Source organism: Photorhabdus thracensis (assembly GCF_001010285.1).
Taxonomy (GTDB): Bacteria; Pseudomonadota; Gammaproteobacteria; order Enterobacterales; family Enterobacteriaceae; genus Photorhabdus; species Photorhabdus temperata.
In genome coordinates this window covers 4,119,383-4,140,704 of sequence record NZ_CP011104.1, presented here as the reverse complement: position 1 = coordinate 4,140,704, position 21,322 = coordinate 4,119,383, and the positions used below count along the sequence as shown (strand labels likewise).

Sequence of the window (21,322 nt, the reverse complement as noted above, 5' to 3'; positions counted from 1 at the left end):
TTAACCTCTCAAGAACTGTATTTTGGGCTGAAATCCTGATTATCTAAGGCATTGATAAACCCGCAATATAAAATCAGTTTCGCATTCAAACAGCGCCTTATTTGCCAATTCTTTTCTCACCGTTTCAGTTGCCCGCCAAGCAAATGGCGTCATCTGTAATAAATGACACGCTTGTACTCCATCTAATTTCATTGAATAAGATAATGACTCATCTGTTATCAATTCAAACCCTGCCAATTGTTCTGTCTTCAATGGATGAAGATGAATATTTTGATAAATCAACTCCTTGAGCTGATAAAGATGTCGAGGACCAGGAGTCACTGTCAGAACAATTCCTTGTGACTTAGTCACCCTTGCCAACTCTTCTGCTTTGCAAGGTGCATAAATTCGCAACACCCCAGCAAGAGATTTATCGGCAAATGGCAAACGATGGCTTGACGCGACACAGAAACTGACTGAAGGATAGCGTTTAGCGCCATAACGTACAGCGATCTTAGCAACATCTAACCCATAGATGTTAAGATTACGCCTCTTGCTTAACCGCTCTTCAACCGCTGCGGTGTAATAACCTTCACCACATCCTATATCCAGCAAACTATCTGCATTTTCTGGCAGATACTTCTCCAGCAGTTCTGAAACCCGTTGTTGTAATGATTGATAATGTCCTGAATCCAAAAATGCCCTTCTTGATTGCATCATCTCCGGGCTGTCTCCTGGCTCTTTGGACCTTTTATACTGAACGGGCATCAGATTGACATACCCTTCTTTAGCACAATCAAACTGATGATTATTTTCACAGCGCCATTGCTGCCGGGTTAGCAATAAAGGTTGATGGCATAAAGGGCATTGATAAGACATATGACTCCCAAAAAATAAGTAAAAATCAGCGGATACTATAGCATATTCTGATACTTTTCATCGTAAATCATACTACTTAATAGTTCTATATAAGCGATTAATCATTATTTTGAATGAAATTAAATTCCACTATTTTCAGAATTATTTTTGAGCCAGCTCGCAATGTTTTTGTGGAATAAATATATTTATCAGGTATTATTTTCTAATCAAAAATCAAGAAAATACCAGTTATTAATAAGTGATTTAACTAACATAACCAGCTAATAATACAGGTAATAGAATGAACATTTTCATACAATATTTTAATAAATTAAGATCAATTTCACCAAAATTTGACATTATGCCAAATACAAACTATTTTGATCTTATTCCAAAAAAGAGTGATATTGATACTTTAGCAGATGATCTGGATAAAGTTCGGGCAGATTTTGCTGTTGTATTGAAGCAGTTTAATGATGAAGTTATATTATCTACAGGGAAAGAAACGATATATGAAAAGAATAATAAACAAAAAACACCCTAAAATAGTTAAACCATTAAATTCAGACGATAACAATTCAATATATGATCTACTCCCTGATTCAAAAATATTAACTATTTATGAACAATATACAAAAGGAGCGGCTGACAGATTTTTGAGCCTGATTGAACAACAACAAAAGCATAGGCATGAAATGGAAAAAGTTGCCTTAGAACAAACGATAAGAAAAGGTATAAGGGGGCAAAGTTATGGATTATTACTGACTTTGGCCTCTCTGTTTGTCGCTTTAATATTAGGCTTAAATGAACATAATTGGTTAGCAGGTATTATTGGAAGCGGTAAATAAGATTCCAAAATGGCGCTACATCTTATGTCACTCATAATTCTATGTATAACAACGGGTTGAAGAAGGCTATGTGTAGCAGAATTATGAAACATTATTTACTGTAACAACGGTTTTAATTATTTATGTTTTGAACAGAAATCCACAATCGTATATAAGATAAATCAATATAGGCCAGAGTAAAAAGACCCATTTTTATATCGTCATAGATCTTTACTCTGCCTAATATTTATAGGTAAAAATAAAACAGCCACAAATATATTGCTGGTGATTATATATTGTTTAATTATTAAAACACATCACCATAATAAAGAGCCTTTTTCAATTAGCTTAATGTCTATTGGAGTTTTAATGCATAAATATCAATATAATACTCTTGCAATAAAAATTTTTATTATTAACTTCACTGTTCCATTAGTAAAAGAGTAACAAATAGAAAATGAATTAATGATTAAACATCTGAACATCACTTGAAGCTATAATATGATAATAACCTGACGGATAACAATACCATCAGCTGTAATTTGAGTTATTGCTTTATTTCATCGCCCGAATCGTGAAAAGAAAGCTAAATCCTATCAGGTATATGATACCAAAACATTTCTTGAGGATAAGGAATAATACTATGAATATCATGACATACAAAGGATACACCGCAAAAATTGAATATAGCGATGAAGATCAATGTCTAATTGGTCATATTACTGGCATAGGGAGTGTTAGAAATTCTGTGTCATTCCAGTAATATATCTCAAAAAGGAATGATAAATGACTCAATCTTTCGATTTCGACAAAGCCCTGAAAGCGCTTCAGGAGGGTCAGGCACTGACCGGTAAGAATGGCATCCTGACCCCATTGATTAAGCAACTTACTGAAGCCGCTCTGGTTGCCGAACTTGACTCCTATCTGGCTAATGACCTTGAGGCCAACCGGAAGAATGGTTCCACCAAAAAGACCATCAAAGCCCCGACCGGTAACTTTGAACTGGCTACACCACGGGATCGTAATGGGACTTTTGAGCCCCAACTGGTTAAGAAGCACCAGACCACGTTATCAGACGAGATAGAGCGGAAGATTATCCGCCTGTTTGCCCTCGGGATGAGCTACACCGATATCAGCCGGGAAATTGAAGACCTGTACGCCTTCAGCGTCTCTAGTGCCACCATCAGCGCTGTGACAGACAAGGTCATTCCCGAGTTAAAACAGTGGCAGCAGCGCCCGCTGGAAGCCATTTATCCCTTTATCTGGCTGGACGCCATCCATTACAAAATCCGTGAGGAGGGTCGTTACGTGAGTAAGGCTGTCTATACCGTACTGGCGCTCAATCTTGAGGGAAAAAAGGAAATCCTTGGGTTGTATCTGTCTGAAAACGAAGGCGCAAACTTCTGGCTATCCGTGCTGACAGACCTGCAAAACCGTGGACTGAAAGATATTCTCATCGCCTGCGTTGATGGCCTGACGGGTTTCCCGGAAGCGATCAACAGCATATACCCGCAAACGGAGGTGCAGCTGTGCGTCATTCACCAGATCCGTAACTCCATCAAATACGTGGCTTCAAAGCACCACAAAGCCTTCATGGCTGATCTGAAACCCGTGTATCGTGCGGTCTCAAAAGACGCAGCAGAAAGCGCGCTGGACGAACTGGATGCGAAATGGAGTCAACAGTATCCGGTAGTCATCCAGAGCTGGCGTCGTAAGTGGGGTAACCTGTCGGGTTATTTCCGCTATCCGGCGGGCATCCGCAAGGTCATTTACACAACCAATGCCATCGAGTCAGTCCACCGTCAGTTCAGGAAACTGACAAAAACTAAAGGGGCGTTCCCGAATGAAAACAGTCTGATGAAACTGCTTTATCTGGGGCTTCTCAATGCACAGGAAAAATGGACAATGCCAATACAGAGCTGGAATCTAACGCTGTCGCAACTCTATATTTACTTTGAAGGGCGTTTGGATAATGTGATAACGTTATAACCGCTCAATTAACGTGACACAGAATTCTGAACGCCCTCCTGGCATACGTGATGTGATCAGTTTTCATTCTAATAACGTGGTCGAATTGCGTTTTGATATGTGAAATAGTGACTTAATTTCACTTTCCCCCATACCATTTCCTCTGTCAGAAATAATGATCGTCTGCTGTGATGGAGAAACTTTAATTGTGACATCAGGAGAAAATGCATCATATGCGTTTTTTATTAACTCATTTAAAGCAAACAACGACGAAGGAATTTTTTGAGAAAGTTCCTCAATTAACTTTCCACCAAACTTAAGCGATACAGACGACATATAGTAAACTTTCCTTTTTCAAACACAATCGTTATAAATAAAATCAAAAAAGATCACATAGAAAATAAGCCGAAAAATCAAGCACTACTTCCTCATCATAAGGATTAATTCCTTATCCAATTGTACTTGCAATATTATTTTTTATTGCCATTCTTTTAGATGGAATCTCTCTTTCTATCTGATGTATAAAACTACAACCTTTGTACTCCAAAAGCTTCTTCATGATACTATCTAATGGTATTTCTATATTGGATATTCTCCTGTTACCTAAGGTCCATATCATATATGCATTATCCCGGAGATTTAATAATGAGTTATCCAAAGCAAGATCTAAATCAAAAATAAAAGTAATTAGTTTTTTAATATTATCAGGATTAATTTCTTGAATTTCATTTACAGCCCTAATTAATGATGGAGACTTACACCTTAGAGACTCTAGTTTTTCAGAAGCTTGCCTTAGAGAACCACCAAGACTACTTGAATCAATTTTATTTTGGTTTTCCAACAAGCCTTTAATCTCTAAGCTATCTATATCCCTCTCATCAATCCACTTTAAGGATAAATACGAGAACTGCCCATACGTAACTGTAGTATTGTTATCTCCGTAGGGAGGAGAGCTTACGAGCAAATCACACTGGGAGTTTTTCTTCATTGTTTTTGATGTATCCGCATGCATGATACTCACTTTACTCTTAGAAATTGCTCTCCTTAGATTTCCCATTTCTTCAAGTACTGCTTTTTGCTCTTTTAAAGCAACTATGCTTTTCTCAATGTTCTTTGCAAATACCTCTAGTGTATTTGGTGTACTCCCAATCTGCTCACTTGACTTAATATGTAGTTTAAAAGTTGATCCTCTTGAGTTACAAACCGTCCGGACAGTGTTACTCATACACAACCAAAAAATTTTCCTCGCCCATTTCGATTTTTCAGCTTGTATGGCTCTATATAACTTACTTAAGTCCTGTTGAACCTCTTTAGTAAACCACTTATCAATATTCTTTATCTGAACAGCTACATCTATGCTTTTATCATTCTGTGCTTTTTTTGTTAGAATACTGTATTTTAAGTTAAATGCATCAATATATAATGGCCCGCTCTTAACTTCGCAAGCCAAAATTGAAAGAGGATTAATATCTATTCCAACAAAGTCAAGACCTCTACACATAGCTTCGCCAAGTGTAGTTCCTGAACCAACAAACGGGTCGATTATGCTTTTTACATTTAAATCTGTTTCTAATACAGCGTCAATGAGCTCCCCCTGCATTGCTGGAACCATCATTGCTGGATACTGAATCAGAGCATGACAGTATTGCCTTTTTGCCCTACCTTTAAACGACCAATAAGCTTCATTACCCCTTGAATAAGAAGTAACTTTATTCAACAATGCACTATCTCTTTCTGTTAAGTTCATATGTTCATATGTTCATTTCTCGGTCTTCCATATATAACCTTTATCAAATAATAGAGCATCATACCAGGTCTTTTAGTAGCTAATGCTTACATCTACCATGCCTCCCCCTCAGCAACATTCTCGGCACTCAACCTTTCTTTTTAATGCGATACGCCATCATAGACTCCTTTCTATTTTGAGTATAAAGTTTATCAAGTGATATTTTTGCGATATGACCTAGGGGCTGTTCATATACAGGATCTTAAGAATTAAGCCTTTCAAAACACGCATCCAATGTTTTGTTTTTACATGATTTTCCTTGTGGTGTTTTGAAAGCATTCTGGCATAAATACACTCGGGCCTTTTCCAGCCAAAAACAGGTTTCCGACCCATGCCCTTTGGAGACAGTTTTCGATTATCGGCCATAGCCAGATTTCGGTATTTTGAGCAGCTTATAGGTTTTGTCCCTAGGTTTCAGAGGCTTGAGCTTAGTTTCCGTCAATATAGCATTTCCCTATAATTTTTTTTCATAACCAATCACGGTAGAAATAGCTGTATGAAAGTGATCTTCGTTGGATTCTTTCAGACAGAGGAATGTGATCAATTTATTGTTTCGATTGAATTAAAAGGACGTCCTGAGACGTCCTTGGATACTGTAGTACTATTCCCACTCAATCGTCGCAGGCGGTTTACCGCTGACATCATACACAACTCTTGAAATTCCATTGACTTCATTGATGATCCGGTTAGAAACCCGACCAAGGAAATCATAAGGTAAATGTGCCCAATGTGCGGTCATGAAATCGACTGTTTCTACTGCACGTAAAGAGACAACCCAGTCATATTTACGTCCATCCCCCATAACACCCACAGAACGAACAGGCAGGAATACAGTAAATGCCTGACTTACCTTATTGTACAAATCAGCTTTGTGCAGTTCTTCAATAAAGATAGCATCCGCACGACGTAGCAGATCACAGTACTCTTTCTTCACTTCACCCAAGACACGAACACCCAGACCAGGACCTGGGAATGGATGGCGGTTCAGCATGTCATAAGGTAATCCCAGCTCTAGGCCAATCTTGCGAACTTCATCTTTGAACAACTCTTTCAGCGGTTCCACCAGACCCAGTTTCATCTCTTCCGGCAAACCACCTACGTTATGGTGAGATTTGATGACGTGTGCTTTACCTGTCGCAGAGGCCGCTGATTCAATAACATCCGGGTAAATAGTGCCTTGTGCCAACCATTTAACCTGAGTCTGTTTACTTGCCTCTTGATCAAACACTTCAATAAACACACGGCCAATGGTTTTGCGTTTTTCTTCCGGATCATTGATGCCAGCCAATGCAGTAAGGAAGCGATCTTCTGCGGGAACATGGACGATATTCAGCCCAAATTTACCAGCAAACATTTCCATCACTTGATCGGCTTCATTCAAACGCAGTAAACCGTTATCGACAAATACACAGGTCAGACGTTTGCCAATTGCGCGATGCAGTAATAACGCGGTGACAGAGGAATCAACACCACCGGACAACCCCAAAATAACGTGATCGTCACCAATCTGTTCACGCAGACGTACAACCGCATCTTCAATAATAGAAGCAGGAGTCCACAGAGCTTCACATTGGCAAATATCCAATACAAAACGTTCCAGTATGCGTTGCCCTTGATGGGTATGAGTGACTTCCGGATGGAACTGTACACCATAAAAACGTTTTTCTTCATTCGCGATAATGGCAAACGGGCAGGTATCAGTGCTGGCAATAGTGATAAAATCCGCAGGGATTGCGGTGACTTTATCGCCATGACTCATCCAGACATCCAGTAACGGTTTACCTTGCCCGTTCAACAAATCCTGGATACCACGAAGCAATGCACTTTCCGCTTTAATTTCAACCTGAGCATAACCAAATTCACGTTCAGTAGAACTTTCTACCTTGCCACCGCGTTGCATCGACATAGTTTGCATGCCATAGCAGACACCCAGTACAGGGATATCGGCATTAAAAACATATTCAGGTGCACGTGGACTTCCCTGCTCTGTAGTACTCTCCGGGCCACCGGAAAGAATAATACCGCTTGGGTTGAATTCGCGGATTTGTTCTTCCGTTACATCCCATGCCCAAAGTTCACAGTAAACTCCGATTTCACGAATACGGCGAGCAATCAACTGAGTATATTGCGAACCAAAATCAAGGATAAGAATACGGTGCTGATGGATATTTGTTGTCATGTGCGGCGAATTCCAAAAAACAAGTAAATAAGAAATAAAGGAGATAGATGGCTCCTACAGGAGCCACAATAAATATGAATTACAGACCTAACCGGTAGTTTGGCGACTCTTTGGTGATGGTAACATCATGAACGTGGCTTTCCTGAATACCCGCACCGCTAATGCGAACAAATTCTGCTTTGGTCCTCAATTCATCAATAGTTGCACAGCCGGTCAGCCCCATACAGGAACGCAGCCCCCCCATTTGCTGATGAACAATGTTTTTCAGCAACCCTTTATAGGCAACACGGCCTTCAATGCCTTCCGGGACCAGTTTGTCTGCGGCATTATCAGTTTGGAAATAGCGATCGGAAGAACCTTTAGACATCGCACCCAGAGAACCCATTCCACGATAAGATTTAAATGAACGCCCCTGGAACAGCTCAATTTCTCCTGGGGATTCTTCCGTTCCTGCCAACATGGAACCGACCATGACACAGGAAGCCCCTGCGGCAATTGCTTTTGCAATATCACCGGAGAAACGAATACCACCATCAGCAATGACCGGGATCCCTGTGCCTTCCAGCGCTTCAACCGCATCAGAGATAGCGGTAATTTGCGGCACACCGACACCTGTCACAATACGGGTAGTACAGATAGAACCTGGACCAATACCGACTTTAACCGCATTAACTCCAGCCGCTACCAGCGCTTTCGCACCTTCTCCAGTCGCCACGTTACCGCCAATAATTTGCAGATTCGGGTATTTAGCGCGGGTTTCACGAATACGCTGCAATACACCTTCAGAATGACCGTGTGATGAATCAATCAGCAGAACATCAATACCAGCAGCAACCAACGCATCAACACGCTCTTCATTACCGGCACCCGCACCAACCGCGGCACCAACACGTAAACGACCATGCTCATCCTTACAGGCATTAGGTTTACGTTCTGCTTTCTGAAAATCTTTAACCGTGATCATGCCAAGCAGATGAAAGTCTTCATCAACCACCAGCGCTTTTTCAACTCGTTTTTCGTGCATTTTTTGTAACACAACATCACGGGCTTCGCCTTCTTTTACTGTTACCAGACGCTCTTTAGGTGTCATTACCGCAGTAACAGGTTGATCCAGATCAGTAACGAAACGTACATCACGACCCGTAATAATACCAACCAACTCATTTCCTTCGGTGACAACAGGATAGCCAGCAAAACCATTACGCTCTGTCAGTGCCTGAACTTCACGCAGTGTTGTTTTCGGAGCCACCGTGACGGGATTTGTCACAACACCGCTCTCATGTTTTTTCACCCGGCTAACTTCTTCTGCCTGGCGGTCAATAGACATATTTTTATGAATAAAACCAATTCCGCCTTCCTGAGCCAGCGCGATAGCCAAGCCGGATTCAGTCACGGTATCCATAGCCGCAGACAGCATCGGAACATTTAGACGAATAGTGGAAGTCAGTCGAGTAGACAAATCAGCAGTATTAGGCAGAACAGAAGAGTGGGCAGGAATCAACAAAACATCGTCAAAGGTTAAAGCTTCTTTTTTAATTCGTAACATAAGCAATATCTCACCAGGCTGTGGGCAATTTAAGGGATAAAATATTGCCGCGGCATTATACAGAACGTAATCGGTTGCCTCCAGCATTTTATTAAAAAATTTCTTGCTTACTCCATAATGAACGTTAGTATCAATGGATTAAGCTCTCATTTTGGAATTTGATCTGGCTCACATGTCGCTACCTTCTAATGCTGGAATTTTTTCTGTCAGTCGCCTCAATCAGACTGTCCGTCAACTGCTCGAAATGGAAATGGGCAGAATTTGGCTAAGTGCTGAAATATCGAATTTTTCTCAACCCTCCTCCGGACACTGGTATTTCACCCTGAAAGATGAACGCGCTCAGGTGCGGGCCGCAATGTTTCGCAGTAGTAATCAACGGGTAACATTCAGGCCACAAAATGGTCAGCAGGTTTTAGTTCGCGCGGCAATTACCCTTTATGAACCCAGGGGGGACTACCAGCTTATTGTTGAAAGTATGCAACCCGCCGGTGATGGCCTGTTACAGCAACAGTTTGAATTATTGAAACAGAAACTCAGTGACGAAGGATTATTTGATCAGAGCCATAAGAAACCCCTTCCCTCTCCTGCTCAACAGCTTGGGGTGATTACATCAGCCAGTGGTGCCGCCCTGCATGATATTCTGAATATTTTGCAGCGCCGTGATCCATCATTGCCAATCGTCATTTATCCAACAGCCGTTCAAGGGACCGAAGCACCGTTACAGATTATTCGGACGATCGAATTAGCGAATGAAAGGCAGGAATGTGATGTATTGATCATCGGACGCGGTGGTGGCTCGTTGGAAGATTTATGGAGTTTCAATGATGAACGTGTTGCCAGAGCGATTTTTCACAGTGATATTCCGATAGTCAGTGCAGTAGGCCATGAAACGGATGTTACCATTGCCGATTTCGTGGCAGATTTGCGAGCCCCGACACCATCAGCAGCCGCTGAATTGGTCAGCCGTAATCAGCTCGAATTGTTACGTCAAATCCAGTCGCAACAACAGCGATTGGAAATGGCAATGGATTACTTCTTTGCGCAGAAACAACAGGTTTTCAGCCTGTTATCTCACCGTTTACAACAACAACACCCTCATTTACGGCTGGCTCGTCAGCAAAACTTACTAGTCAGTTTACGCCAGCGACTCACTGACAGCTTGCAACGACATCTGCGACAAAGCGATCTGGCTTATGAGAAATTGCAACAACGGCTCTGGTATTCAGAACCCAGTCAGCAGATCCGCCAGTATAGCCAACAGATTCAGCAACAAGATTTTCGGCTAAAACAAGCGATCGAACGACAAATCAGCCGTTCCAGAGAAAAATTTGCTGTTTCCTGCTCACGAATGGAAGCCGTCAGCCCACTGGCAACACTGGCCCGTGGTTACAGCATCAGCGAAACCCCTGATGGAAAATTACTGAAACAAACCAAACAAGTACATATTGGTGATACTCTGAAAACCCGGTTACAAGATGGCTGGATTGAGAGTGAAGTGATTAAGGTCAAGAAAGAACGTAAAAAACGACCAGCAAGTCAGAAATAGTGGCATTCCTTGCCACTTATTTTTCCTATATCAGAAACGGATTTCTGCGCCTGCAATATAAGTCCGGCCTCTGGCTGTTTGCATAGACGAAGTTTGTTCAATCATTAATGGAGACGAATTTGCGCGATTAAGTGCTTCAGAATAATTTTTATTTGCCAAGTTCTGGACTGAAAATTTCAACAGCACGTTTTTATTTATCTGATAATCACTATAAAGATCGACTATCGTTGGGATTTTAGGTTCTCTTTGCAATATAACCCGCCCGTCGTCATCAAAATTATATTGATCTGGGTCCATCCTATGAGAATCACCCGTATATTTAACAATCGCACCAACACGGACTTTCTCATCAAATAAACGGACACCGGTATCCAGAGTCATAAAACTATCAGGCAATTGTGACACGGGATCGGCACCAAAATGCGCTGTAGCGGCAGAAGTTGGCTGGCGCGTTTTTTGCCAGCTATAAGCCAATTTGCTATAAAATATACCTGCATCATAATCAGCAGAAACTTCATACCCGCTTATTTTCACCGGCGTCAGACTATTGTGATAGATATACATTTTGATGTTAGGATCGACTGTATCGTAATCTACTGAACTATCAGCTCTACATGTTTTCCTATTGCCACAGATAAGCCAGATATCACTGAGAATATAATCTTCTATTCTAGATTGATACCAGGCAGCCTTCAGGCGGAAGGTATCTCCTTTTACAATCAAGTCTGGGCGGAAACTGTTAAAGCCAATTTGATAAGTGTCTGATGTCTCTCCTTTCAAAAATGGGTTCATGGATCCACCACCTTCATTACTATAGAAAGTTTCCTGAATATTTGGCGCTCTCATTGAACGGGCATAACTGACGAATGGCTGGAATTCAGGAATAATTTCTGCTGATAATAAAACACCTGGATTAAATCCATGTTGTTTCAAATCCAATTCAGTTTCCCACTGAGGGAAACAAGGGATCCGCAGATCACAAGCCGGTTTATGGCCTTTGACACTGTAGTCCATATAATTAAACGAAATGTCTGCCCGATAAATTCCACGACTAATTTTCAGCCCGCCATAAATACTGGCAATATCTTGTTTACCACTTGGTGCAAAAACATTATTTTCTTTTGCTTCACTATCCGTTTTTTCATATTTTTTCCTTTCTTGTTCATCTTGACCTTTACCAAAATAAATACTATCCGTTGCCTTGCTATATTCGGTTTTCATCAACTTACTGCCGAATGTCAGTTCAAAATCTGTATCACCATAGCCGAAACGGCTGATATTACTGATATCTATTGCATCTGATCTATTTTTAGCATTGCTATTCAGCAGCCTATAAAGTGAATCACCCTCGTAGCGTTGAGTCCCCTCGCTGGTGCTAGCCAGTAATTTTATATCAACCCATTCGCTGAATGGTGTGTAATTGTATTTTAGGTAAATATCCCGACTATCAATATGACGGCGGGTGAATTTATTATGATAATTCCGCCCACTGAGCTCCATATCATGAAAGTCGCTCGGTTTAATATTTATTTTAATTAATTGCGAATTAGGTTTTTGCTTAAATGATTCATTTGTAGCAAACTCATCGCTAAATACGCCGTCGCCATTCTTATAATGCGCATCAATTGAATGTCCGCTGACAGCCAGCATAGCACCTATTGAACCTTCAGAACTGAAAGCCGAGGTTTTACCTGCAACCGCTATCATGCCATTATGACCAATACCATTATTGCCATAATTTGCTTTTGTGCGTACTCCCAACGAATTCCCCGCGAATATCACATCATCTACGCCAATTGTGCGGAAATTAGCGCTACCCACTAATGCATTAACGCTATCTGAACCATCAGATTGACCACGATTGACATCGATTCCCACGATAAAATTAGGATCAATTATTGCACCGAATTGATTATAAGTAGTACCGTGAGCTGGACTAGTCGGAGATGTACCATAAAAACTCTGGCTAACACCATCAACCATCATATTCACTCGCCCAAAACCACTTAATCCACGTATATTAATCGTCACTGTTCCCTGACCCGGATCTATTTGAGTATAAGTTCCTGGCATACTGCGTAATATACTATCCACTGACTGAAGTTTAGTATCTTCACCTTTAGAACTATAAGAACCGGGTTTTTCCATTGCCCGCACTTCAGCATTATCCTGTGAACCTGAAACCTTAAGACTACTGAATTTCAGCACCTTATCTGATTTCCCTTCTTGCTTTTCCTCACCATAAGCAAGCCCTTGAAGACCAATAAAAACAACCCCGATCCCTGCTATTTTTGTCATTATTTTCATTTCAATCATCCAAAATGCATACAAATAAATATTTGCTTACATACCCATTTTCAAAAAAACAATAGAAATATTTAGCACTGATAAATAATTATCAGTGCTTTTAATAAAAACTTATATTTATAATTTCTTTCAGTTATCTTTTAATTGTGGGAAATACTTCTGAGCATCATCCAGCATCAAAATAAAACTGTAATCCAGTGCAGTGTCTTTCAGTCGGTTAAAACGGCCTGATTTACCACCATGCCCGGCACTCATATTGGTTTCCAATAATAAAATAGAGTCACCTTTTTTCATATCCCGTAATTTTGCTACCCATTTAGTCGGTTCCCAATATTGAACCTGTGAATCATGAAATCCACTCGTAACTAATAAGTTTGGATAGCGCTGATGCTTTATATTGTCATACGGGCTATATGATTTAATTCGAAGATAATCTTCTTTATTTTCCGGGTTACCCCACTCTTCATATTCTCCTACGGTCAATGGAATAGAAGGGTCGAGCATAGTTGTAACCGCATCAACAAATGGCACCTGAGCAACCACACCACGATATAATTCCGGAGCCTGATTAATCACCGTACCCATCAGCAAACCACCGGCACTGCCTCCCATAGCATAAACCCGTTTACTGTCGCCATATTTCTGAGCAATCAGTGCCTTGGTCACATCAATAAAGTCAGTAAAACTATTCATTTTATTTTCGACTTTACCTTGCAGGTACCATTTTTTACCCAATTCACCGCCGCCACGCACATGTACCAACGCGTAAACAAAGCCCCGATCTAATAAACTCAATCGTGGTGAACTAAATGAAGGATCCATACTGATACCATAAGCCCCATAACCATATATCAGGATCGGGTTCTGGCCTTTTTTGAACAGTGATTTACGATAAACCAAAGAAACAGGAACTTCCACGCCATCACGGGCTTTCACCCAAATACGCTGACTCTCATAATGATGTTTATCAAAGCCTTTGACTTCCTGCTGTTTAAGTAATTCCCGCTCACCGGTTTTCATATTCCACTGGAATGTCGAGCTTGGTGTTGTCATGGATGAATAACCATAACGCACAACATCAGTATCAGGTTCAGGGTTGTAATCAATCCATGCCATATAACTTGGATCATCAAACTTAATCTGTTTTTCCTGATCAGTTTGCCAATTAATCTGACGAATTGTCGGCAATCCTTTCGTTCGCTCCTGAACGACCAACCAGTTATTAAACAGTGCAAAATCTTCAAGATCCGTCTCCTGTTGCGGAGCAATCACTGTTTTCCACGGCATATTTATGGCATCAGTTTGATAAAGCCCATAAGTTTCGCTTTCATGATTTGAGCGAATGTAAAAATGGCCTCGGAAATGATCAATATAATATTCCCGTCCTTCCTGACGAGGAGAAAGTACCTGAAGTTCAGCCTGTGGCTTATTCGCATCAATCAGCAAATATTCAGAAGTCGAATTACTGACTATCGACAACATAATATAATCACGGGAGGAGCTTTTAGCTATGCCTAAATAAAAACGCTCATCTTCTTCCTGATATATTTTCTGGTCTTCAGTGGTATCTGTACCATATTGGTGACGAAATATTTGGTATGGCAATAAAGTCTGTAAATGCCTGCGCACATAAAACAGTGTATTGCTGTCATTTGCCCAAACAATGTTGCCGGAAGTATTTTTTATTACGTCATTACTCCACTGGTTATCAGCGATGTCTTTAAAAGAGATCTGATAATTACGGCGCCCCTGAGTATCTTCAGCAATTGCAATACGTTTATTATCCAGAGAGATAGCAAAATTACTCAGTTGATAATATTCCTGACCTTTAGCTCTTTCATTACCATCAACCAGAACCTGCCAGTCTGATGAATCATCAACAGGTTTACGCTGATAAATCGGGAAATCTTTTCCAGCTTCATAAACTGTACGATAAATATACCCATTATAAGTATAGGGTACAGACTGATCATCCTGTTTCATCCTGCCGACCATTTCTTCATATAATACATCCCTCAGTTGCTCTCCGGGTTTCAGCATCTGTTCGGTGTATTTATTTTCGGCTGTCAGATAATCAATGATTTTTTGATCCTTGCGATTATCATCCCGCATCCAGTAATAGTCATCTGTACGGGTATCACCGTGAATCGTCATCTGATGTGGTTGTTTCATTGCTTTTGGTGGCATAATTTCTCCCTCTGCGGCGGCGGAATTCAACCAGCCGCTTAATAAAAACGTTAATAACAGCCCTTTAGTTTTCAGGGCAAACCGCGCTTGCTGCCTTAACATATCTGCTGTCCTTAAGTCGCTAAAAGATTCGATTAGTTAAATTAAAATCAATCGGCAGTTCTATTGTAATTTCACTGCCTTTTAAAACGCTATCAGGAGGAATCGGCAATGGCTGCGCTCTCGCCAGAACTTGCTTCGCTTCCCTGTCCAGAGAATGGGTACCTGAACGACGGACTAAATCGCTGTTAGTTACATAACCTTGCTTATTAATGGTGAATCTGACTGTAGGCCGGCCAGTGCGGTTTCTTCTCTGTGCATCCTCGGGATAACGTTTATAACGGTTCAAATGCCCGATAACCTCAGCCCGCCATAAAGCATCCGCATCAATGACAGTATTTGAATCACTGTCATAAGAGGCCGCAACCCGCGAAGTCAAATTAGCCGACGTAGCGGTACTGCTTACCCTGGCAGCACTATTCTGAGACTTTTTACTCTCTTCCTCTGCCTGCTGTCGCTTCACTTGCGATGTTTTCTTCTGCTCTTCCGGGTTCTTTTTCTGTTTTTTAGGCTTATGCACCCGTATTTGAGCCTGCTCATTTTTAATAAGCTCAGGTGTTTTCATCTCATTAACCGCACTTTCCTGCTGCCGGCTGGCAACAGAAAGTTGCTGTTCAATACCAATAGATTGTTTCTGTATTTGATGTGTTGCTTCTGTCAGCAATGAAAATTCCATCATTACTGCCGGAGGGGGCATCAGTTCACCAGGGATTTCTTCTGGCTGACAGATAATCCACATAACCCAAATGAGGTGAGCAGCAATAGCAACAGTAAAAGCAAGTCCTTTTTTAACAGGATTTGTTTGAAAGATGGGGTTTGTCAGCGTCAACATGGATTACAGCGCATAATTTTAATTATCATTTGGTAATGATAATTAATTTCATATACTAATGAAAATTATTTTTATATATATCGTTAACTTGCGCACATCCATGTGCCAAAGCCCTTTAACTACCGGGAAAAAACTATCATTTACTTAAAATATCTATGGTTTTTTGGCTGGTGTATACCAGATATAGTCTGCATGTTGACCGTCCAATACATTGCCTTTCTCCGCGAGAATCAGCACCACCAGATCCTCTTGCGGTGACAAATCTTTAACATGTAAAGGAACACCCATTATTTTTGTTGCATGGTATGCACCCGCAATCAATGTGGCAGGTGCTGGAGCTTTAAGTAGCTGCTCTGCCATTCGGCGATCCCGCATTTGCTGAATAGTTGTCATAACAGATAGTTGGCGTGCTGTTATTTCACCACCATGAGCATTTTTAATCGTCGCTTCAATCCGCGATTTTACATCTTTGGAGACGGAAATATCTCCCTGGAGAACCGGCGGGTTGCAACAAACAGCTTTAACTTCACTGCGATTCAGGTTTGCAGACAGTAACGGATAAGGCTGCTGCATAAGCTCCATGACCAACCCACCATACAACTGCCACGGCCAGCCATCGTGCCATGCCAGCAACTCTTTTATACGGCTTTCACGCACGCTAGGTTTAGTTTGCAACCAACTTTTAACTTTATTCACTTTTTCTTGCTGGTCAGGGTTAATCATTTCCAGCAAAACCGCACCATGTTCTCTTTTAAGGCGAAGTTGCTGAACCAGCCAAAGCTCAATCTGATGATGGTATGGATTATCGTGTTTTTCACCCACAGTAATCCGTTGGTGTGATGCCAATTGGTTGATCAATTCATCAGGAGTAAGAGCGTTGCCTGTTTTGAGATCGACAATCCCCCCTTGTTGAGTCAGTTCGGGTGAAAGCACTTGGGGAGTGGACTTTTGTTGTACAGATGCACACCCGGATAAGATAAGTAAGCCACAGATAATCAGAAAAGATTTTACAGCAGAGAGAAATGTCATAACGTCCGTTATCCATATAATATTTTTCCGCATCATATAGATAATAAGAATTATTTACAATAAACGACCCCAGCTTCCCCCAGGGAACCGGGGCCGTTTTAACCCATTGGTATTACAATGGATGAGTCTGCGCTTCAACAGCTGCCAAGGCGACCATATTGACGATACGACGTACAGAAGCAATTGGCGTCAGAATGTGTACCGGTTTTGCCACGCCCATCAGCACCGGGCCAACAGTAACGCCTTCAGAACTGGTTACGCGCAGCAGGTTATAACTGATACGAGCAGATTCCATATTTGGCATAATTAACAAATTCGCCGCTCCTTTCAGTGGGCTATCCGGCATGATGTCACGGCGGATACTTTCAACCAGCGCTGCATCACCATGCATTTCACCATCAATTTCAAGTGAAGGTGACATTTTGTTGACCAATTCCAGCGTCCGGCGCATTTTCTGGGCTGAAAGGCAATCCGCAGAACCAAAACTTGAATGAGAAAGCAATGCAACTTTTGGTTCAATACCAAAACGGCGAACACTTTCTGCGGCCATGAGGGTAATCTCAGCCAGTTGTTCAGGTGTTGGATCATTATTGACATAGGTATCAGCGATAAAAGTATTACCACTTGGCAAGAGTAATGCGTTCATTGCACCAGCAGTATGAACCCCATCACGGAAACCAAAGACATTTTTCACCACATCATAATGTTCACTGTAACTGCCCACGGTGCCACAAATCAGGCCATCAGCCTCCCCGCGCAGCACCATAATCGCCCCAATTAAGGTTGGATTACCAATGACTGCACGGCGCGCCTGTTCCGCAGAAACGCCACGACGTTTCATAATCTGGTGATATTCTTGCCAATATTTTTTGAAGCGTGGATCGTTCTCATTATTGACAACCTCAAAATCTTTACCCGCTTCAATATGCAACCCCAGTTTCTGGATACGTTTTTCGATAACACTTGGGCGGCCAATTAGGATCGGATAAGCCAATCCAAGAGAGATCAGCTCTTGCGTCGCATGCAATACACGCACTTCTTCCCCTTCGGCCAAAACAATCCGTTTTTCCGCTTTTTTGGCCTGAGAAAAAATAGGTTTCATAAACAAGTTTGTTTTATAAACAAACTCATTCAGTTTCTCTATATACGCGCTAAAGTCTTCAATCGGGCGGGTTGCCACGCCGGAATTCATGGCGGCTTTAGCCACTGCCGGGGCAATTTTAACAATCAGGCGTGGATCAAATGGCTTGGGAATAATATATTCCGGGCCAAAAAACAGATCCTGATCATTATAAGCAGAAGCCACTTCTTCACTCTGCTCTGCCATCGCCAAATCAGCAATAGCGTGAACACAAGCCAGTTTCATCTCTTCATTGATGGTTGTCGCACCAACATCCAGCGCACCACGGAAAATGAATGGGAAACAGAGAACATTATTAACCTGATTCGGATAATCAGAGCGACCGGTACAAATGATAGCGTCAGGGCGAACTTGTTTAGCCAATGGCGGCAGAATTTCTGGTTCAGGGTTTGCCAGCGCCATGATGAGAGGATCTTTCGCCATGGTTTTCACCATGTCCTGAGTCAACACGCCCGGACCGGAACACCCGAGGAAAATATCCGCACCAGGGATAACATCACCTAATGTACGGCTGCTATTGTCTTCAATCGCATAGGCTGCTTTAGTTTCTTCCATATTTCCATCGCGGCCACGATAAATAACCCCTTTAGAGTCACATACCACGATATTTTCACGTTTCAACCCAAGCGCAACCAGCAAGTTCATACAGGCAATTGATGCAGCACCGGCACCAGAAACCACCAGACGAACTTCTGAAATCTCTTTTTTCATGATCCGCAGACCATTCAGAACAGCTGCGGTACAAATAATCGCAGTGCCATGCTGGTCATCATGGAATACTGGAATGTTCATTTTTTCCCGGAGTTTTTTCTCAATATAAAAACACTCCGGTGCTTTGATATCTTCGAGGTTAATTCCCCCAAAAGTCGGCTCCAGTGCCGCAATAATATCAATTAATTTATCAGGATCAGACTCATCAACTTCGATATCAAATACATCAATACCTGAGAACTTTTTAAACAGTACGCCTTTGCCTTCCATCACTGGCTTGCCTGCCAGTGCACCAATATTCCCCAATCCTAAGACCGCAGTACCATTGGAAATTACAGCCACAAGATTGCCACGCGCAGTATATTTGTAAGCCGCTAATGGATCTTCTGCAATTTCCAGACAAGGCGCGGCAACACCCGGTGAATAAGCTAAGGCCAAATCCCGCTGAGTTGTCAGAGGCTTAGTTGGTGTAATCGTGATTTTCCCGGGTTGTGGAAACTGGTGAAAATCCAATGCACTCTGTTTTAATTTTTCATCCATCGTCGGATCCTTTATATACAGTATCTGGAGTAAGAGCAGAAGCAGTATAATGGGTACTGTGTGATAAATCATAACATTGACAGCATTTTACCCATAAATCAGCACTTTTTTGCTCACAAAAACCACGACCGAATTTATTCATCTAATACCACCGACTGAGTATGGGAACATCAATAAATAAACATTATAATTTATATAATATTATTTGAGTTATAATAACCATGATAATTATAACTAATAAAAACTCTCAATATAAATTCAATTAAAATAAATTTTATAAAAGAAAACAAATCTAATAATTAGATTTATAACAAATTGATTTACAATATTATTTTTTACATCAACGTTATATGTTTTTGGTGAAAATTGCTCATCTTCTTTTTTTACTTATCAAACTAATTTGCGCTATTTATATTTTTATATCAGGATGTGCTTTCTGGACTTACAGAGCTATCAATTCTGTAAATCAATCGGTTTTGAGAAAATTTTTTCACAGTAATTTAATTTAGGGCAGACCCATTCATTACTGCCTTTAATCGTGCATTTCGTGGCTTTAATCTTTTAGGGAGAAGGAAAATGTATAACCATTCAGTGATGATAGTTGATGACCACCCTCTCATTCGCCATGGCTTGAAACAGATTGTAGAGCTCGATCGAGCGCTTACCGTAACAGCAGAAGCTGACAATGGTGAAGAAGCAATAAACATTGCATGCAAACTGAAACCTGATGTCATTATGATAGATCTCAATATGAATGGTCTTTCTGGCGTGGATACGATTAAATCTATTCGTAGAAAAGGGATCAACTCTTATGTCCTGGTATTATCTGTTTCAGATGACCGGAATGATGTTTACGCAGCCATTGACGCAGGCGCCAATGGCTATTTACTGAAAGACAGTGACTTAGATTCGCTATTAAGCAGTATTCGTCACGCAGCCCGCGGGCAAACTGTCTTTAGTGAAAAAATATATCAACATCTGGCTAATCGCCATAAACATGTTGATCCTTTATCTGAATTGACCAAACGTGAGTTAGATGTCTTAAAAGAAGTTTCCAGTGGCATGACCAATAAAGAAGTCGCTGATGTTCTCTTTATTTCTGAAGAGACGGTGAAAGTACACATCAGAAACTTGTTAAAAAAACTAAACGTACGTTCCCGCCTGGCTGCAACAATTATGTATCTGCAACATAGGAAAAATGGCGTAGCTTAATGTTTTTCCTGAGCCGCCCTCTTTGGTTTGTTGCCGGGGGCCGGCTCTTATCGCTATGATGACAGGCCGATAAGATTGCGTTCCCCTCTTTTGATATCCCAGATAATAAAAATCAGGACATCATCTGGAAAAAACAGGTATTTTCCAGCATTATGTTTAGGTGTTTAAATTTTTTTAAGGGCCTCTTAATTATGTCGGATAAATCTTCTCAGCCTGTTTTTACTCTCTACGGGATTAAGAATTGTGACACCATAAAAAAAGCCCGTCGTTGGCTGGAAGAGCAGGAAATCTCCTACCTGTTTCATGATTATCGTGTTGACGGATTAAACGCCACGCTTTTGCAGTCATTTATTGACAAACTTGGCTGGGAACCATTAATTAATACCCGTGGTACAACTTGGCGTAAATTGAGTGATCAACAACGCGCGACAATCAATAATGCTGAAGCAGCAAAAGCGTTGATGCTGGAACAACCGGCTATTATCAAACGTCCACTGTTAATTTCTGCAAAAGGCAACTGCCTGCTGGGTTATAAGACAGATGAATATCAGCAATTTTTTGCTGAGGCGCTCTGA

General features: G+C 41.2%; 14 protein-coding genes and 2 pseudogenes. 6 read left to right on the top strand and 10 right to left on the bottom strand.

Annotation, left to right across the window (positions count from 1 at the left end; translation table 11 throughout):
• Nucleotides 1-39 precede the first annotated feature (39 nt).
• A complete protein-coding gene (gene rlmA / locus VY86_RS17995) occupies nucleotides 40-858 on the bottom strand; it encodes a 23S rRNA (guanine(745)-N(1))-methyltransferase (RefSeq protein ID WP_046975966.1) in 819 nt (272 codons plus the stop codon).
• A 280-nt stretch (nucleotides 859-1,138) separates the two neighbouring features.
• Here rlmA and VY86_RS17990 point away from each other — a divergent pair, with 280 nt between their 5' ends.
• The 3 genes from VY86_RS17990 to VY86_RS17980 all read left to right on the top strand — a co-directional run bounded on the left by VY86_RS17990 (nucleotide 1,139) and on the right by VY86_RS17980 (nucleotide 3,653).
• Nucleotides 1,139-1,381 (top strand): hypothetical protein, encoded by a 243-nt coding sequence (locus VY86_RS17990; protein WP_238591495.1) that lies wholly within the window; start codon nucleotides 1,139-1,141, stop codon nucleotides 1,379-1,381.
• Nucleotides 1,350-1,685 carry a DUF2335 domain-containing protein gene (locus tag VY86_RS22690; RefSeq protein WP_052760872.1) on the top strand — a complete coding sequence of 112 codons (336 nt, stop codon included), beginning with the start codon at nucleotides 1,350-1,352 and terminating at the stop codon, nucleotides 1,683-1,685. Before VY86_RS17990 ends, VY86_RS22690 begins: the two co-directional genes overlap by 32 nt.
• Nucleotides 1,686-2,450: 765 nt before the next feature.
• Nucleotides 2,451-3,653: an IS256 family transposase gene (locus tag VY86_RS17980; protein WP_046974170.1), complete on the top strand. Its 1,203-nt coding sequence runs from the start codon at nucleotides 2,451-2,453 to the stop codon at nucleotides 3,651-3,653.
• Nucleotides 3,654-3,743: 90 nt separating this feature from the next.
• Here the strand turns inward: VY86_RS17980 and VY86_RS17975 are convergent.
• The 4 genes and pseudogenes from VY86_RS17975 to guaB form a co-directional block, all read right to left on the bottom strand.
• Nucleotides 3,744-3,968: pseudogene (locus tag VY86_RS17975) on the bottom strand (ATP-binding protein); the annotation flags it as partial.
• An 84-nt stretch (nucleotides 3,969-4,052) separates the two neighbouring features.
• Nucleotides 4,053-5,379 (bottom strand): annotated as a pseudogene (locus tag VY86_RS17970) (TRM11 family methyltransferase).
• 640 nt (nucleotides 5,380-6,019) lie between these two features.
• Complete coding sequence (gene guaA, locus VY86_RS17965) at nucleotides 6,020-7,597, bottom strand: glutamine-hydrolyzing GMP synthase (RefSeq protein ID WP_046975965.1); 1,578 nt, start codon at nucleotides 7,595-7,597, stop codon at nucleotides 6,020-6,022.
• Between the two features lie 79 nt (nucleotides 7,598-7,676).
• The gene (guaB, locus tag VY86_RS17960) at nucleotides 7,677-9,143 is read right to left on the bottom strand and encodes an IMP dehydrogenase (RefSeq protein ID WP_046976959.1); all 1,467 of its coding nucleotides are present in this window, start codon (nucleotides 9,141-9,143) and stop codon (nucleotides 7,677-7,679) included.
• Nucleotides 9,144-9,315: 172 nt separating this feature from the next.
• On the opposite strand from guaB, the gene xseA reads away from it, so the two are divergent.
• Nucleotides 9,316-10,689, top strand: a complete 1,374-nt coding sequence (gene xseA, locus VY86_RS17955; RefSeq protein WP_046975964.1) for an exodeoxyribonuclease VII large subunit — start codon at nucleotides 9,316-9,318, stop codon at nucleotides 10,687-10,689.
• Nucleotides 10,690-10,719: 30 nt separating this feature from the next.
• On the opposite strand, the gene VY86_RS17950 is transcribed toward xseA, so the two are convergent.
• From VY86_RS17950 to maeB, 5 genes are all read right to left on the bottom strand, one after another.
• Nucleotides 10,720-12,996, bottom strand: coding sequence for a TonB-dependent receptor domain-containing protein (locus tag VY86_RS17950; RefSeq protein WP_046976958.1), 2,277 nt, complete (start codon nucleotides 12,994-12,996; stop codon nucleotides 10,720-10,722).
• Nucleotides 12,997-13,125: 129 nt separating this feature from the next.
• Nucleotides 13,126-15,183 (bottom strand): S9 family peptidase, encoded by a 2,058-nt coding sequence (locus tag VY86_RS17945; RefSeq protein ID WP_046976957.1) that lies wholly within the window; start codon nucleotides 15,181-15,183, stop codon nucleotides 13,126-13,128.
• A gap of 121 nt (nucleotides 15,184-15,304) precedes the next feature.
• Nucleotides 15,305-16,114: a TonB family protein gene (locus tag VY86_RS17940; protein ID WP_046975963.1), complete on the bottom strand. Its 810-nt coding sequence runs from the start codon at nucleotides 16,112-16,114 to the stop codon at nucleotides 15,305-15,307.
• A gap of 153 nt (nucleotides 16,115-16,267) precedes the next feature.
• Complete coding sequence (locus tag VY86_RS17935; protein WP_046975962.1) at nucleotides 16,268-17,143, bottom strand: ChaN family lipoprotein; 876 nt, start codon at nucleotides 17,141-17,143, stop codon at nucleotides 16,268-16,270.
• Between the two features lie 112 nt (nucleotides 17,144-17,255).
• Nucleotides 17,256-19,535 carry an NADP-dependent oxaloacetate-decarboxylating malate dehydrogenase gene (gene maeB / locus VY86_RS17930; RefSeq protein ID WP_046975961.1) on the bottom strand — a complete coding sequence of 760 codons (2,280 nt, stop codon included), beginning with the start codon at nucleotides 19,533-19,535 and terminating at the stop codon, nucleotides 17,256-17,258.
• Between the two features lie 576 nt (nucleotides 19,536-20,111).
• Between maeB and VY86_RS17925 the strand changes: the two genes are divergently transcribed.
• Together VY86_RS17925 and VY86_RS17920 are read left to right on the top strand one after the other, a co-directional pair.
• Nucleotides 20,112-20,747, top strand: a complete 636-nt coding sequence (locus VY86_RS17925; RefSeq protein WP_011146941.1) for a response regulator — start codon at nucleotides 20,112-20,114, stop codon at nucleotides 20,745-20,747.
• Nucleotides 20,748-20,938: 191 nt separating this feature from the next.
• Nucleotides 20,939-21,322 carry an ArsC family reductase gene (locus VY86_RS17920; RefSeq protein WP_046975960.1) on the top strand — a complete coding sequence of 128 codons (384 nt, stop codon included), beginning with the start codon at nucleotides 20,939-20,941 and terminating at the stop codon, nucleotides 21,320-21,322.

What these genes read in the sequence shown, in the direction of transcription:
- rlmA (WP_046975966.1), bottom strand. Translation starts at nt 858, where the DNA reads ATGTCTTATCAATGCCCTTTATGCCATCAACCTTTATTGCTAACCCGG.
- VY86_RS17990 (WP_238591495.1), top strand. Translation starts at nt 1,139, where the DNA reads ATGAACATTTTCATACAATATTTTAATAAATTAAGATCAATTTCACCA.
- VY86_RS22690 (WP_052760872.1), top strand. Translation starts at nt 1,350, where the DNA reads ATGAAAAGAATAATAAACAAAAAACACCCTAAAATAGTTAAACCATTA.
- VY86_RS17980 (WP_046974170.1), top strand. Translation starts at nt 2,451, where the DNA reads ATGACTCAATCTTTCGATTTCGACAAAGCCCTGAAAGCGCTTCAGGAG.
- guaA (WP_046975965.1), bottom strand. Translation starts at nt 7,597, where the DNA reads ATGACAACAAATATCCATCAGCACCGTATTCTTATCCTTGATTTTGGT.
- guaB (WP_046976959.1), bottom strand. Translation starts at nt 9,143, where the DNA reads ATGTTACGAATTAAAAAAGAAGCTTTAACCTTTGACGATGTTTTGTTG.
- xseA (WP_046975964.1), top strand. Translation starts at nt 9,316, where the DNA reads ATGTCGCTACCTTCTAATGCTGGAATTTTTTCTGTCAGTCGCCTCAAT.
- VY86_RS17950 (WP_046976958.1), bottom strand. Translation starts at nt 12,996, where the DNA reads ATGAAAATAATGACAAAAATAGCAGGGATCGGGGTTGTTTTTATTGGT.
- VY86_RS17945 (WP_046976957.1), bottom strand. Translation starts at nt 15,183, where the DNA reads ATGCCACCAAAAGCAATGAAACAACCACATCAGATGACGATTCACGGT.
- VY86_RS17940 (WP_046975963.1), bottom strand. Translation starts at nt 16,114, where the DNA reads ATGTTGACGCTGACAAACCCCATCTTTCAAACAAATCCTGTTAAAAAA.
- VY86_RS17935 (WP_046975962.1), bottom strand. Translation starts at nt 17,143, where the DNA reads ATGACATTTCTCTCTGCTGTAAAATCTTTTCTGATTATCTGTGGCTTA.
- maeB (WP_046975961.1), bottom strand. Translation starts at nt 19,535, where the DNA reads ATGGATGAAAAATTAAAACAGAGTGCATTGGATTTTCACCAGTTTCCA.
- VY86_RS17925 (WP_011146941.1), top strand. Translation starts at nt 20,112, where the DNA reads ATGTATAACCATTCAGTGATGATAGTTGATGACCACCCTCTCATTCGC.
- VY86_RS17920 (WP_046975960.1), top strand. Translation starts at nt 20,939, where the DNA reads ATGTCGGATAAATCTTCTCAGCCTGTTTTTACTCTCTACGGGATTAAG.